Source organism: Roseobacter sp. (assembly GCF_024639605.1).
GTDB lineage: Bacteria > Pseudomonadota > Alphaproteobacteria > Rhodobacterales > Rhodobacteraceae > Roseobacter.
The window spans coordinates 30418-45657 of the sequence record NZ_JAHEHZ010000008.1 but is presented as its reverse complement, the minus strand read 5'-3'; the positions used below and the strand labels follow the sequence as shown (position 1 = coordinate 45657).

10 protein-coding genes are annotated in these 15240 nt (G+C 61.4%); all 10 read left to right on the top strand.

Annotated elements, in window-relative coordinates:
* The first annotated feature begins 264 nt into the window (after positions 1 to 264).
* On the top strand, positions 265 to 1752 hold the full coding sequence (glpK, locus tag Q0M35_RS02270) for a glycerol kinase GlpK (protein WP_295311777.1): 1488 nt from the start codon (positions 265 to 267) through the stop codon (positions 1750 to 1752).
* A 23-nt stretch (positions 1753 to 1775) separates the two neighbouring features.
* Entirely contained in the window at positions 1776 to 2921 is a 1146-nt protein-coding gene (locus Q0M35_RS02265) for an iron-containing alcohol dehydrogenase (RefSeq protein WP_295311775.1), read from the top strand.
* 256 nt (positions 2922 to 3177) lie between these two features.
* Complete coding sequence (gene gap / locus Q0M35_RS02260) at positions 3178 to 4185, top strand: type I glyceraldehyde-3-phosphate dehydrogenase (protein WP_295311773.1); 1008 nt, start codon at positions 3178 to 3180, stop codon at positions 4183 to 4185.
* A gap of 45 nt (positions 4186 to 4230) precedes the next feature.
* Positions 4231 to 6036: a phosphogluconate dehydratase gene (gene edd, locus Q0M35_RS02255; protein ID WP_295311771.1), complete on the top strand. Its 1806-nt coding sequence runs from the start codon at positions 4231 to 4233 to the stop codon at positions 6034 to 6036.
* Between the two features lie 12 nt (positions 6037 to 6048).
* Positions 6049 to 6690, top strand: coding sequence for a bifunctional 4-hydroxy-2-oxoglutarate aldolase/2-dehydro-3-deoxy-phosphogluconate aldolase (gene eda / locus Q0M35_RS02250; RefSeq protein ID WP_295311769.1), 642 nt, complete (start codon positions 6049 to 6051; stop codon positions 6688 to 6690).
* Between the two features lie 170 nt (positions 6691 to 6860).
* Positions 6861 to 7805 carry a carbohydrate kinase gene (locus tag Q0M35_RS02245; protein WP_295311767.1) on the top strand — a complete coding sequence of 315 codons (945 nt, stop codon included), beginning with the start codon at positions 6861 to 6863 and terminating at the stop codon, positions 7803 to 7805.
* 70 nt (positions 7806 to 7875) lie between these two features.
* On the top strand, positions 7876 to 10299 hold the full coding sequence (locus Q0M35_RS02240) for a glycogen/starch/alpha-glucan phosphorylase (RefSeq protein WP_295311765.1): 2424 nt from the start codon (positions 7876 to 7878) through the stop codon (positions 10297 to 10299).
* 33 nt (positions 10300 to 10332) lie between these two features.
* A complete protein-coding gene (gene glgB / locus Q0M35_RS02235) occupies positions 10333 to 12528 on the top strand; it encodes a 1,4-alpha-glucan branching protein GlgB (RefSeq protein ID WP_295311763.1) in 2196 nt (731 codons plus the stop codon).
* 47 nt (positions 12529 to 12575) lie between these two features.
* Positions 12576 to 13835, top strand: coding sequence for a glucose-1-phosphate adenylyltransferase (glgC, locus tag Q0M35_RS02230; protein WP_295311762.1), 1260 nt, complete (start codon positions 12576 to 12578; stop codon positions 13833 to 13835).
* Between the two features lies 1 nt (position 13836).
* Positions 13837 to 15240: glycogen synthase GlgA (gene glgA, locus Q0M35_RS02225; RefSeq protein WP_295311760.1), on the top strand; the 1404-nt coding region annotated here is incomplete at its 3' end.

Genomic DNA, 15240 nt, shown 5'->3' with positions numbered 1-15240 from the left:
TTGAGCGCGCAGGTATCCAGGGTGATATCGGCCCGGTCATGAACGAGGAGCAGGATCCGGAATACTGGTACAGCCAGCCCGGCTCGCCTGTTGCCAAGCTCGAGAACGAAGACGAAGAGCCCCAGACCATCAGCTATGACGAGCTGATCAAGTCCTGGGAGAACTAAGTCTCTGACCACAGGCCGGGGCGCAGCATAAGCCTGCGCCCCGGCTTCTTTGCGGCTGCACGCCGCCCGAAATTCACGAAAACCATCCGGGGGCACCATGACCCACATTCTGGCCATTGATCAGGGCACGACATCATCCCGCGCCATTCTTTTCGACGCGGATATGAAAATCACTGCGACCGCGCAGGAAGAGTTTCCCCAGCATTTCCCCGACAGCGGCTGGGTCGAGCATGATCCGGGCGATCTGTGGTCAACCACCGCCGGCACCTGCCGCGCCGCCGTGGAAAAGGCCGGTCTCGGCCCGGATGACATCACCGCAATCGGGATCACCAACCAGCGTGAAACCGTCGTGGTCTGGGATAAGAACACCGGAAAACCCGTCTATAACGCTATTGTCTGGCAGGACCGGCGCACCGCCGAGTACTGCCGCGAGCTGCGTGAGGCCGGGCATGACAAGATGATCACCGCCCGCACGGGACTGCTGGCGGATCCTTATTTCTCGGCAACCAAGCTAAAGTGGATCCTCGATAACGTTGAGGGTGCGCGCGCCAGCGCGGCAAAGGGCGATCTGCTCTTTGGCACGGTTGATACTTTTCTGATCTGGAAACTCACCGGCGGTGCGCGCCACGTGACGGACGCCACAAATGCCGCACGCACCTCGCTGTACGATATTCATAAAGGACGCTGGAGCACGACGATCTGCGAGCTCTTTGATATCCCGCTGAACATGCTGCCCGAGGTATGCGACTGTGCGGCGGACTTCGGCACCACGCGAACCGATCTTTTCGGGCGCCCCGTGCCGATCCTGGGAGTTGCAGGGGATCAGCAGGCGGCCACCATCGGCCAGGCCTGCTTTGAGCCGGGCATGCTCAAATCGACCTATGGCACCGGCTGTTTTGCTTTGCTGAACACCGGAGACACGGCTGTGACCTCGGAAAACCGGTTGCTGACCACCATCGCGTACCAGTTTGACGGCAAACCCACCTATGCGCTCGAAGGTTCGATCTTTATTGCCGGTGCTGTGGTGCAGTGGCTGCGCGACGGGCTGAAGATCATCCGCGAGGCCTCCGAGACGCATCCGCTGGCCGAAAAGGCTGATCCGAACCAGAGTGTGGTGCTCGTGCCTGCCTTTGTGGGCCTTGGCGCGCCTTACTGGAACGCCGAATGCCGGGGTGCCATTTACGGTCTCACGCGCAATTCCGGCCCCGCCGAATTTGCCAAAGCAGCTCTCGAAAGCGTTGGCTATCAGACCCGCGATCTGCTTGAGGCGATGAAAGCAGACTGGCAGGGGGAGGGCGCGGGCTCGACCCTGCGCGTTGATGGCGGCATGTCCGCCTCGGACTGGGCCATGCAGTTTCTCTCCGACATAATCGGAGCACCGGTGGACCGCCCGGAGGTGCTGGAGACAACGGCCCTTGGTGTCGCCTGGCTCGCCGGACAGCGCGCAGGGCTTTATCCCGATATCAAAGGATTTGCCGACAGTTGGCGGCTGGAGCGTACGTTCTCACCAAAGATGCATGAGGCTGATCGCGCAGCAAAATACGGCAACTGGCAGCGCGCAGTGAAATCCACCCTCGCGTACTGACAGCCCACCGAAAGGCAGGGACGATGACCCCTTTCAGCTTTCTGACCGCCGGCAGAATTATCTTCGGCCGTGACACCGCAGATCAGGCGGTCGCGGCCGTCACCGGCTTCGGCAAAAACGTACTGCTCGTGCGCGGCGGATCTGTGCCCTGGGTCGACGGGTTTGAGGTGGCTCTTGGCGCGGCCGGCGCCGGTGTGACGACAGTTTTCTGCCGCGCCGAGCCCGATCTGCCGGCACTGGAGGCGGCTCTTGACGCCGGGCGGTCCGCCGGCGCAGAGGTCGTCGTATCTGTCGGGGGCGGTGCTGTGATCGATATGGGCAAGGCCGTGGCCGCGTTGCTGCCGGGCAACGCGCCGGTCCTCGACCACCTCGAAGGTGTCGGTGCCGGAAAACCCCTGACGGCACCACCCTTGCCCTTTGTTGCGCTGCCCACAACCGCAGGTACCGGGGCGGAAGTTACTAAGAATGCCGTGATCTCGGTGCCTGAAGCGGGCCGTAAGGTCAGCCTTCGTGATGACCGGATGCTGCCCGACGTGGCAATTGTCGATCCTGCTCTGACCGATCATGCGCCGCGGCAGGTCACGCTGGCCTCCGGGCTCGATGCGGTGACGCAGTGTATCGAGCCCTGGCTCAGCACCCGCGCCAATCCGATGACGGATGCGCTTTGCGAGGCGGCCATTCCGGCCGGGCTGCGGGCTCTCGCGCGGCTGGAACAGGGCGAGGATCAGGACGCACGGGACGCGATGGCGTGGTGCAGCCTGGCAGGCGGTCTGGCGCTGGCCAACGCCGGGCTTGGCGCGGTGCACGGTCTCGCCGGTGTGCTGGGGGGGCGTCTTGGCGCACCGCATGGTCTGATCTGCGGGCGGCTTCTCGGTCCGGTGCTGGCAGCGAATGCGGCTCGCATGGCCACTGTCCCGGAAGCGCAGATGCGGTTCGATATGGTCCGGAACTGGCTCGGGGCGGCGTTTCAGACGGATACCGCGGACGTTTTTTCAGGTCTCGGGCACATTCTCGACACCTGGCAGATGCCACGTCTGGATGGCTGGGTCACATCTGACACAGACCTCGATGCAATCGCCGCTGAGGCAGCCGGGGCGTCATCCATGAAGGCAAACCCCTGCACTCTGAGCCCGGATGAACTGGTCCGGGCCATGCGTCAGGCTATGTAAACTGACGTATCAAGCACGAACCGGGGAGCCGGGACTGGTCCGGCGCGCGTTATGTCATCAGGATACCGGTGACCCGGCAACCGGACAGGATTATGTTGCACAACCGAATAACCCACCTGCGCACTCATGACGCACTTTTTGGCCGCTATGTGCTGAATCAACCATTGCACTTTCGTGTAGAATATGTTCGTTAGCGCTAACAAACAGCCGCGACCGGGGAGATCCCGGCACGGCATGACCTTTCAGGAGGACCACGATGTCACATTCAACAGCAATCAACGGTTTCGGACGTATTGGTCGCGGCGTGCTGCGCGCGATCATCGAAAATAACGTGACCGACGTCGAAGTGATCGCGATTAATGATCTGGCTTCGCCTGAAACGCTGGCGCATCTGCTGAAATACGATTCCATACATGGTCGCTTCCCCGGAGAGGTCTCCGTCAAAGGCGACGCGCTGGTGGTCAACGGCAAAGAAATCACTGTCACCGCGATCCGCAACCCCGCCGAACTGCCCTGGGACGGGGTCGACGTGGCAATGGAGTGCACCGGGTTTTTCACCAAACGGGATGCGGCTGCGGCCCACCTTGAGAACGGCTCGAAACGGGTTCTGATCTCGGCGCCCGGTACAGATGTGGATCGCACCGTGGTCTTTGGTGTGAATGACAAGGACCTGACCAAAGACGATGTGATTGTCTCTAACGCGTCCTGTACCACCAATTGCCTCGCACCGGTTGCGCATGTGCTTGACCAGCTTGTGGGCATCAAAACCGGCTATATGACGACCATACACGCGTATACCGGGGATCAGCCGTCGCACGATTCAGCGCATAAAGATCCATATCGCGGACGGGCCGCAGCGCTGTCGATGGTGCCAACCTCCACCGGTGCGGCGCGGGCGATTTCACTGGTGCTGCCGCATCTGGAAGGCCGGCTTGAAGGCTCCGCGATCCGGGTGCCGACCCCCAACGTGTCGCTTGTGGATCTCACCTTCATGCCTGAAAAAACCACCACGAAAGAGGCCATCAACGACGCGATGAAAGAAGCCTCCGAGGGCGCGCTCAAAGGGGTTCTGGGCTATGCGCCCGAGCCGCTTGTCTCGATCGATTTCAATCACGATCCGCATTCCTCGACCTTTGCGCCCGCACAGACCAGCGTGACCAAAGACGGGCTGATCCGGGTTGTGAGCTGGTATGATAACGAGTGGGGTTTTGCCAACCGCATGATCGATACAGGCCGCAGACTGGCGGACCTGTCAAAAACCTGACGCGGGCCGCGGGCCCGGTCCACGCATCCTGAAGGAGGCGGACAGATGTCATTAAACGATACGATTTCTCGGGTCACAGACCGCATTATCGAGCGCAGCGCAGGTCCGCGCGGGGATTATCTCGGGCGGATGCAGGCCGCGCGGGTCAAAGGACCGGCGCGCGCGCATCTCAGCTGCAGCGGTCAGGCACATGCCTATGCCGGTGCAGGACGCGACCAGGACGCGCTGGTGCATAAAAGTGCGGGCAACCTGGGCATCGTCACGACTTACAACGATATGCTCTCCGCCCATCAGCCATTTGAGCGGTTTCCCGAACTCATCCGCGACGCCGCGCGCGAGGCGGGCGGCACAGCACAGGTGGCAGGCGGCGTGCCTGCGATGTGCGACGGTGTCACACAGGGCGAGCCCGGCATGGAGCTCAGCCTGTTTTCGCGCGACGTGATCGCCATGGCGACGGCGGTGGCAATGAGCCACAATACCTTCGATGCAGCGGTATATCTGGGTGTCTGCGACAAGATCGTGCCCGGGCTGGTCATCGCGGCTCAGACTTTCGGGCATGTACCCACGGTCTTTCTGCCGGCAGGGCCGATGACCTCGGGTCTGTCCAACGAAGAAAAAAGCCAGGTCCGCCAGAAATTCGCCGCCGGCGAGGTGGGGCGCGACGAGCTGATGGCCGCCGAAATGGGCGCCTATCACGGGCCGGGCACCTGCACGTTTTACGGCACCGCCAATACCAATCAGATGCTGATGGAATTTATGGGCCTGCACCTGCCCGGCAGCAGCTTCGTTACGCCCAACACCGGGCTGCGCGATGCTCTGACCAAAGAGGGCGCGCGCCGGGCGTTGTCACTCTCGGATCTGGGCAACGACTATACACCGGTCTGCGATATCCTGGATGAGAAGGCCTTTGTGAACGGGATCGTCGGGCTTAACGCCACGGGCGGGTCGACCAATCTGCTCATTCACCTTGTAGCGATGGCCCGGGCAGGGGGGATCATCCTTGACTGGCAGGATTTCTCCGAGATTTCCGACGTCACGCCGCTTCTGGCACGGGTCTATCCCAACGGACTGGCGGATGTGAATCATTTCCACGCTGCAGGTGGTCTGGGCTATATGATCCACGAGCTGCTGGGCGCCGGTCTGCTGCACGATGATACTAAAACCGTCGCTGGCGGCGGGCTGGAGCTTTACACGCAGGAGCCGAAACTGCGCGATGGCAAAGCGGTCTGGGAGCCGGGCACCACCAAAAGCCTTAACGAGAAAATCGTGCGCCCAGCGGCTGAGCCTTTTCAGGCGACAGGCGGGCTGAGACGGCTCAACGGAAGCCTCGGCAACGCGGTGATGAAGGTCTCTGCGGTGAAAGAAGAGCATCAGGTGATCGAAGCCCCCGTACGCGTATTCCACGATCAGGAGAGCGTCAAAGCGGCCTGCCGCGCGCAGGAGATAACCAGCGACACGGTTGTTGTCGTGCGTTTCCAGGGCCCGAAAGCCAATGGCATGCCGGAACTGCACAGCCTGACACCGCTGCTGAAGAACCTGCAGGCCAAAGGCATCAATGTAGCCCTCGTAACGGATGGTCGGATGTCCGGTGCGTCTGGTTCGGTGCCGGCAGCCATTCACGTAAGTCCCGAGGCCCTCGACGGCGGAGCGATCAGCAAGCTTGAAGACGGGGATATCGTCCGGGTCGATGCGAAATCCGGCGTGCTGGATATCATCACCAAAGGCGTGGCTGACCGGCCCGCTGCCACCGCCGATCTGTCGGACAATGAACACGGGCTCGGCCGCGAGCTTTTTGCGGCTTTCAGACGTCAGGTCGGCACGGCAGACACCGGCGCCTGCGCGCTCTTTTAGGAGGAGTTTCAGATGACCCCGAAAGACGCAAGCAAGCGCGCCCGCGAAATCTGCGGTATGGCGCCCATCGTACCGGTGCTGGTGGTCAAAGACGCAAGCCACGCGCGCCCGCTGGCCGAAGCGCTTGTTGCCGGTGGGTTGCCGGCGCTTGAGGTCACGCTGCGCACGCCGGCGGCACTTGAAGTCATCGCTGAGATGGCCAAAGTCAAAGGCGGCGTTGTGGGTGCCGGCACGCTGATCACGCCCGAAGATGTGCGGGCGGCCAAAGATGCGGGTGCGACATTCGGGGTGTCCCCCGGTGCCACAGATGCCCTCATTGATGCCTGTGAGGCGATGGACCTGCCACTGCTGGCCGGGGCCGCGACCGCAACGGAGGCGATGAAGCTTCTGGAGCGTGGCTATGACATGCTGAAGTTTTTCCCCGCAGAAGCCTCGGGCGGCGCACCGGCCCTCAAAGCCATCGGCGCACCGCTTCCGCAGGTCTCTTTCTGCCCGACAGGGGGGGTCAGCCCGTCGAACGCGATCGACTATCTGTCGCTCCCGAATGTGGTCTGCGCGGGCGGCAGCTGGGTCGCACCCGCCGATCTGGTGGCCTCCGGCGACTGGGCCGGGATTGAGGCGCTGGCGCGGGAGGCCTCGACGCTTGGTCGCTGAAACAGCGCGATGATGACGCATGCAAAGACCTTGCCTGCGTTGACGCGGGTCTTATAACCGCCAGGAACCGGAGCAACCGCCCCGGAGCAACGGGATAAAAGGTGCTTTGGCGGGAGTGCCGGACAACAAAAGGCGGCCGCGCTGCAAGGCGCTGAGCCGGGAACGACGATATGATTTTGTGCTGCGGAGAAGCTCTGATCGACATGATCCCCGCCCCTGTGCAGGCGGGCGGCACAGGCTTCGTGCCCCATTCGGGCGGCGCGGTCTTCAACACTGCCGTGGCGCTTGGCAGGCTTGACGTGCCCACAGGTTTCCTGACCGGTCTTTCAACGGATCTCTTCGGCGAGCAGCTGCGCGAAACGCTTGGCCACAGCAAGGTGGATACCCGGTTCTGTATTCTGTCTGATCGTCCCACGACGCTGGCCTTTGTGCGTCTGACTGACGGCCATGCGACCTATACGTTTTATGATGAGAACACCGCCGGAAGGTCGCTCTTTCCCGACCAGTTGCCCGATCTTCCGGATGATATCGGCGCGCTCTACTTCGGCGGCATCAGCCTGATCAGCGAGCCTTGTGCTGATTTCTATGCAGCGCTTGCGATGCGCGACGCAGGCGAGCGCCTCATTGTGATGGATCCCAATATCCGTCCCGGTTTCATCCGGGACGAGGACCGGTATCGTGCACGTCTGGACGCGATGATCCGGCGGACCGGCATCCTGAAAGTGTCCGACGAGGATCTGGAATGGATCCTGCCAGGACCGGGCCCGCTCACCGAAAAAGCATCGGCCATCGCCGCCCGGGGGCCAAAAATCGTGATCGTGACCCGGGGCAGAGAAGGCGCATTTGCCTCTTTTTCAGACGGAACCATGGTTAATGCTCCTGCGCGCCGGGTCGAGGTGGTGGACACTGTGGGTGCGGGTGATACGTTCAATGCGGGCGTACTGGCCGCACTTGCATCAGACGGCTTGCTGACGCGCGCAGGTCTGGATGAAATTGACGGGCCCCTGATGAAATCCGCCCTTGAGCATGGCGCGCGCGTGGCCGCCGTTACTGTCTCGCGGGCAGGGGCCAACCCGCCCTGGGCACATGAACTGAACTGGCCTGACCCGGACTGACGCAAACACATCGGATCACCGATATCACCGACCCCCGTGGAGGGGTCCGGAATGAGAGCAAAGAGATACAATGTCTTCACCCAATACCCCCCCCGTTTCGGCGCAGGATTTTGCAGCGTCTGTTCTGCAGCACCTCAAAACCTCGCTGGGCAAGGATGCCCCTCACGCATCGCTTTATGACTGGCGCATGTCGCTGTCGCTGGCGCTGCGAGATCTGGTGGTCGATCCCTGGTTTGAGAGCACACGCAAGACCTATGAGGCCCGCGGCAAGCGCGTCTATTACCTGTCGATGGAATTTCTGATCGGGCGTCTGATTGAGGATGTCGCGGTCAATCTGCAGATGGATGAGGTGGCGGCCGAAGCGCTGGCAAGTCTTGGCCAGAGCTATGAAAAGGTCGTCGCGGATGAGCCTGACGCGGCGCTTGGCAACGGCGGGCTGGGGCGGCTGGCCGCCTGCTTTATGGATTCGCTGTCGACCCTCGGCATCCCCGCCTATGGCTACGGCATCCGTTATGAGCACGGGCTTTTTGAGCAGCATTTCGACAAGGGTGTGCAGATCGAGACCGCCGAGACATGGCTTGAACAACGCCACGCCTGGGAGTTCGAGCGCCCCGAAGTGAACTACCCGATCCTTTTCGGCGGCCATGTGGCCGATGAGGACGGCAAGACCGTCTGGCACCCCGAAGAAACCGTTATCGCCTCGGCCTTTGACACGCCCGTGGTCGGCTGGCAGGGTCGCTGGGCCAACACGCTGCGCCTGTGGGCCGCCAAGCCCGACCGCAACTTTGACCTCGAAAGCTTCAACCGCGGGGATTATATCGCCGCGAGCGCACCTGAGGCGCTCGCCCGCACAATCAGCCGTGTGCTTTACCCCGACGACACAACGGATGTGGGCAAGGAACTGCGCCTCAAGCAGGAATACTTCTTCACTTCCGCGTCCCTGCAGGACCTTGTGCGCCGGTTCCTCAGCGAGGGAGGCGATCTGAAATCGCTGCCCGACTATGTGGCGATCCAGCTGAACGATACCCACCCCGCTATTGCCGGACCAGAACTGGTGCGCATCCTGATGGATCTGCACAGTTTTGAGGTTTCGGATGCCATCCGCACCGCGCGCGGGTGTCTGGCCTATACCAATCACACGCTGCTGCCAGAGGCGCTGGAACGCTGGCCCGAGGACCTCTTTGCCCGGGTTCTGCCGCGTCATCACCGCATCATCCAGCTTATCGAGGCCGCGCATTTCGCCGAAGCCGGCGAGCAGGTACGCATCATCGAGCACAGTGAAATCAAGATGGGAGAGCTGGCCTTTGTTATGGCCCATCACGTCAACGGCGTCTCGGCCCTGCATTCCGAGCTGGTGAAGGAAACCGTCTTTGCCGACCTGCACAAGGCCTATCCGGGGCGGATCGTAAACCAGACCAACGGCATCACGCCGCGCCGCTGGCTTTACGCCTGCAACCCGCCGTTGCGCGAACTGATCAACGATACAATCGGTACGGCCTGGCCCGATGATCTGGAGAAGCTGCAGGGCCTTAATGCTCATCTGGATGACGCAGCCTTTATTGACCGGTTTCAGGCTGCGAAAGACACCAACAAGGCACGTCTGTCTGACTGGCTCAAAGCCCGTGACGGTGTTTCTGTGGACCCTGCAGCCATGTTCGACGTGCAGATCAAACGCATCCACGAATATAAACGCCAGTTGATGAACCTGCTGGAAACCGTGGCCCTCTGGAACGAGATCCGCGACAACCCGGACAACAACCGGACACCCCGCGTCAAAATCTTTGGTGGCAAGGCGGCACCGGGGTATGTCGTGGCCAAAGAGATTATCCGCCTGATCAATGACGTTGGTGCAATGATTAACAAGGACCCGGCCACCAGGGGCCTGCTGCAGGTCGTGTATCCGGAAAACTATAACGTCTCTATGGCCGAGGTGCTTATCCCGGCCACTGATCTGAGCGAGCAGATCTCAACCGCCGGCAAGGAAGCCTCCGGCACCGGCAACATGAAATTTGCTCTGAACGGCGCGCCCACGATCGGCACGCTCGACGGTGCCAATGTCGAAATCCGAGATTGCGTCGGGGCGGAGAACTTCTTTCTCTTTGGCCTCACCGCCGCAGAGGTTGCCGCCCGCCGGATGGAACCTGATTATGCCCGCAATGCGATCGCTGCCAGTCCGCGCCTTGGCCGGGTGCTGGAGCAGATCCGTTCAGGTGTCTTCTCGCCGTCCGAAAAAGATCGTTACGCCGGGCTCGTGGATGGTCTGTTCAACCACGACTATTTCCTCGTGACCTGCGATTTTGACAGCTATTTCGACACCCAGCGGGTGGTGGACACAGCTTTCGCGGATGCACGGTCATGGACCCGGCTCGCGGCGTTGAACACCGCGCGCGTCGGCTGGTTCTCCTCGGACCGGACAATCAACGGTTACGCACGCGACATCTGGAACGTGCGCAGCATGCTGGCCACCGGGTCCGGAGACCGCGACGTGGCCTGAGCGGCCGCGATCAAAGACAAAGGAGCGCAGACGATGAGCCTCTCAGATCACGACAAACATGACCTTCTCGCAGGCCGTCATGCCGATCCCTTTTCGGTTCTCGGCCTGCACGAAGTGAACGGAAAACTCACGTTGCGCGCCCTTGTGCCCGGCGCTTCCGAAGTGGTGGCAGTCGACGTCAGAACCGGCCGGAAAATCGTAGAACTGGCAGCCGTCGGGGATGCGCCGGGGCTTTTTGAAGGTGTGGCCGCGCGCCGCAGGAAGCCGTTTGAGTATCATCTGAAGGTGAGCGCCGACGGGCATTCATGGATTGCCGATGATCCTTACCGTTTCGGTCCGGTCATGGGCGAACTTGACGAACATCTGATCGGTGAAGGGTCGCATCGCAGGCTCTGGGAAGTTCTGGGGGCTCACGTGATGACCCGTCAGGGCGTTGCGGGGACGCATTTTGCCGTCTGGGCACCCAATGCCATGCGTGTGTCGGTCATCGGGGATTTCAACGCGTGGGACGGGCGTCGCAACCCGATGCGCAAACGCGGTGCGACCGGTGTCTGGGAGATTTTCATGCCCGGTGTGGGCGACGGCGAGATCTATAAATACGAAATCCTCGATGCAACCGGAGCACTGTTGCCGCAGAAAGCCGACCCTGTGGGCTTTGGCTCCGAACATCCGCCGCGCACGGGCTCGGTGGTGCGCGACATCCGCGGGTACACCTGGCGGGATAACGCCTGGATGTCACGTCGTGGTGCCGTGCAGCGTTTCGACAAGCCGATCTCTGTCTATGAGGTCCATCTGGGCTCCTGGCGACGCGTACCGGAAGAGGGTAACAGGCCGCTGAGCTACCGCGAGCATGCCGAACAGCTTGTCCGTTATGCCAAAGACCTTGGCTTCACCCATCTGGAGCTGATGCCGGTCTCTGAGTTCCCCTTTGACGGCTCATGGGGCTATCAGCCGGTCGGGCTCTTTGCACCCACGATCCGTCATGGCACATTTGACGAATTCCGCGCCTTCGTGGATGCCTGCCATGCAGCAGATATCGGGCTGATCCTCGACTGGGTGCCGGGCCACTTCCCCGAAGACCCGCATGGTCTTGGCCGTTTCGACGGAACCGCCCTTTATGAGCACGCCGACCGGCGCGAAGGGTTTCACCCGGACTGGAACACGCTCGTCTATAACTACGGGCGTGCTGAAGTGGCGAACTACCTGATCGCCAATGCGCTCTACTGGCTGGAAGAACATCACGTCGACGGGCTGCGCGTGGATGCGGTCGCCTCCATGCTCTACCGCGATTACTCGCGCAAGGAAGGCGAGTGGGTACCCAACAGACATGGCGGGCGCGAGAACCTCGAAGCTATTGATTTCATGCGAAATATGAACACGGCCGCATATGGCGAGAGCGACGGCATCATGACCATCGCCGAAGAATCCACGGCCTTTCCGGGTGTGTCTGCACCTGCGGATGCGGGTGGCCTGGGGTTCGGCTTTAAATGGAACATGGGCTGGATGAACGATACGCTGAGCTACATGTCCGAAGATCCGGTGCACCGGAAATTCCACCACTCGAAGATGACCTTCGGGCTGCATTATGCCTTCAGTGAGAATTTCATCCTGCCTCTGAGCCACGACGAGGTTGTGCACGGCAAGGGCTCGCTGCTGGCGCGCATGCCGGGCGAGGGATGGGATAAATTCGCCAACCTGCGCGCCTATTACGGGTTCATGTGGGGCCATCCGGGCAAGAAGCTGCTTTTTATGGGGTGCGAGTTTGCACAGCCTGCGGAATGGAACCACGACAGCAGCCTCGACTGGCACCTGCTTGACGACGGCCTCCACAGGGGCATGCAGAGCCTCGTGCGCGATCTCAACCGCTTTTATACCGCTACGCCCGCGCTTTATGAGCTTGATGCAAAGCCTGAAGGATTTGAGTGGGTTGAGGAAGACAACGCAGACGAATCCGTGCTTGTATGGTTGCGAAAGGGCAGTGGTGACACGCCGCCTGTACTTGTGGTGTCGAACTTCACCCCTGTGGAAAGACCGGCGCGTCGGATCGGCGTGCCGGAACCGGGTCGGTGGGCAGAGCGTATTAACACGAATGCCGAAGCCTACGGAGGAGACGGGCGAGGCAATATGGGGGGTGTTCATTCAGAAGAGGTCGCGGCATCGGGTCGCCCTGTGTCGATCACTGTGACGCTGCCGCCGCTGACGACGCTGTTTTTCGAACTGGAGCGCTGAGAGGCGGCCGGCCCGGGAGACCCAAAAATAATGAGGGAGGACGACCGATGAACAATGAATCGCAAAGGCTCGCGCACCAGACAATGGCTTTCGTGCTGGCCGGAGGACGGGGCAGCCGGCTCTATGAACTGACGGACAGACGCGCGAAACCAGCGATGTATTTCGGTGGCAAAAGCCGGATCATTGATTTTCCGCTCTCCAATGCGGTCAACTCAGGCATTCGCAGGATCGGTGTGGCCACGCAGTACAAAGCGCATTCGCTGATCCGCCACCTGCAGCGCGGCTGGAGCTTTTTCCGTGCCGAGCGCAATGAAAGCCTTGATATCCTGCCCGCCTCTCAGCAGATGAACGATGAAAACTGGTACAAGGGCACGGCGGACGCCGTCGCGCAGAACCGCGACATCATCGAAGGATATGGGCCGAAATACATCGTCATTCTTGCCGGTGATCACATCTACAAGCAGGACTACTCCCTGATGATCAAGCATCACGTTGACAGCGGGGCGGATGTGACCGTTGGCTGTATCGAGGTGCCGCGCATGGAGGCGAGCGCCTTTGGCGTGATGGCGGTTGATACCGAAGACCGCATCCTGGAGTTCGTAGAAAAGCCAAAGGACCCGCCGGCGATGCCAAACGATCCTGATCATGCCCTGGCCAGTATGGGCATCTACGTCTTTGAGACGGAATATCTTTTCCGGATCATGGACGAGTGCGCGGCCGATCCGGGCTATGGCCATGACTTTGGCGGCGATGTGATCCCGCGGATTGTAAAAAACGGCCTCGCCGTGGCGCATCCCTTCAGCCGGTCCTGCGTGCGCACCGATAATGAAGACGGCTCGTACTGGCGTGACGTGGGCACGGTCGATGCTTTCTGGCAGGCCAATATTGATCTGACGGATTTCGACCCGGACCTCGATCTTTATGATACCGAATGGCCGATCTGGACCTATTCCGAGCTTACGCCGCCTGCGAAATTCATCCACAACGAAGAAGGCCGTCGCGGCCATGCGGTCTCGTCTATGGTCTCGGGGGGCTGCATCATCTCCGGCTCACAGCTTGACCGGTGTTTTCTTTTCACCGGTGTGCGCACGCATTCGTACTCCGAGCTGAAGGGGGTGGTGGCGATGCCCTATGTCGAGATCAACCGCAAGGCCCGCCTGACCAACGTCGTGATCGACCGCGGCGTGACCATCCCGACCGGTCTTGTGGTGGGCGAGGATCCGGAGCTCGACGCGAAACGCTTCCGGCGGACCGACACTGGCATTTGCCTGATCACACAGCCGATGATCGATAAGCTGGATCTCTGACGTGAAGATCCTTTTTGTCGCGTCTGAATGCGCGCCCTTTGTCAAAACCGGCGGGCTGGCTGATGTGATCGGCGCGGTGCCCGGCGCGCTGAAGCCGCTGGGTGCGGAGGCGCGCGTAATGCTGCCTGCCTATCCGGCACTGAAAAAGCTTGTGAAGGGCGGCACCGCGGTCTGGCAGTCAGCGGATCTGATGGGCGGGCCTGCGACGCTTGTGGCGGCCACTTCCGAAGGCATCGACCTCTTGTTGCTCGATGCGCCGCATCTCTATGACCGGGCCGGATCGATTTATCTCGGACCTGACGGGGCGGACTGGCCCGATAACGCACAGCGTTTCGCGGCGCTCTCACAGGTGGCGGCACATGTGGCGACAGGAGCAGTGAACAGCTGGCGCCCGGATGTTGTGCATGCGCATGACTGGCAGGCGGGGCTCATTCCGGCCTATCTCAGCCAGCATCCGGGAAAGGTGCCCCCGACCCTGATGACCATCCACAACATTGCGTTTCAGGGGCTGTTTGACCCGGCACTGATGCCCGGGCTTGGCCTTGATGAGCGCCATTTTGACCGGGAGGGCGCGGAATTCTGGGGCCGTCTGGGGTTTCTCAAGGCCGGTCTTGCGATGTGTGATGCGATCACCACCGTCAGCCCGACCTATGCGCGAGAGCTGATGACGCCTGAGTTCGGCATGGGTCTGGAAGGGCTTTTGCAGGCCCGCGCGGACGATCTGACCGGTATCCTCAATGGCATCGACACCGATGTCTGGAACCCTGAAACCGACAGGGCGCTGACAGCGTGCTATTCTGCAAAAGCGCTCAAGAACAAAGCCATCAACCGCAAAACAGTTCTCACCCGCTTTGGTCTTGACCAAGATCCCACCGGCCCGCTTTTCTGCGTGATCAGCCGCCTGACAACACAAAAGGGCCTAGATCTGCTGCTCGATGCGGTGCCTGCCCTCGTCGCACGCGGTGCGCGCCTTGCAGTGCTGGGGAGCGGCGACAAAAACCTTGAGGCAGGCTTCGTTGCCGCATCCCACCGGCATCCGGGATCGGTCGGCGTGATCATCGGCTATGACGAGCCCCTGTCGCATCTGATGCAGGGCGGCAGCGACGCAATCCTGATCCCGTCCCGGTTCGAGCCCTGCGGCCTCACGCAGCTTTACGGCATGCGCTATGGTACTCTGCCGGTCGTGGCGCGCACCGGCGGTCTGGCCGACACTGTGATTGACGCAAATGAAGCCGCTCTGACAGCAGGCGTTGCCACCGGCGTGCAGTTCGTCCCGGTGACCGTGCAGGCGCTGGTCCATGCGATTACCCGCACCTGCGATCTTTTTGCACAACCGCGCGTCTGGACGGGCATGATGCGCCGCGCCATGCGGCATCCGGTGGGCTGGGATACGTCCGCGGCGGCC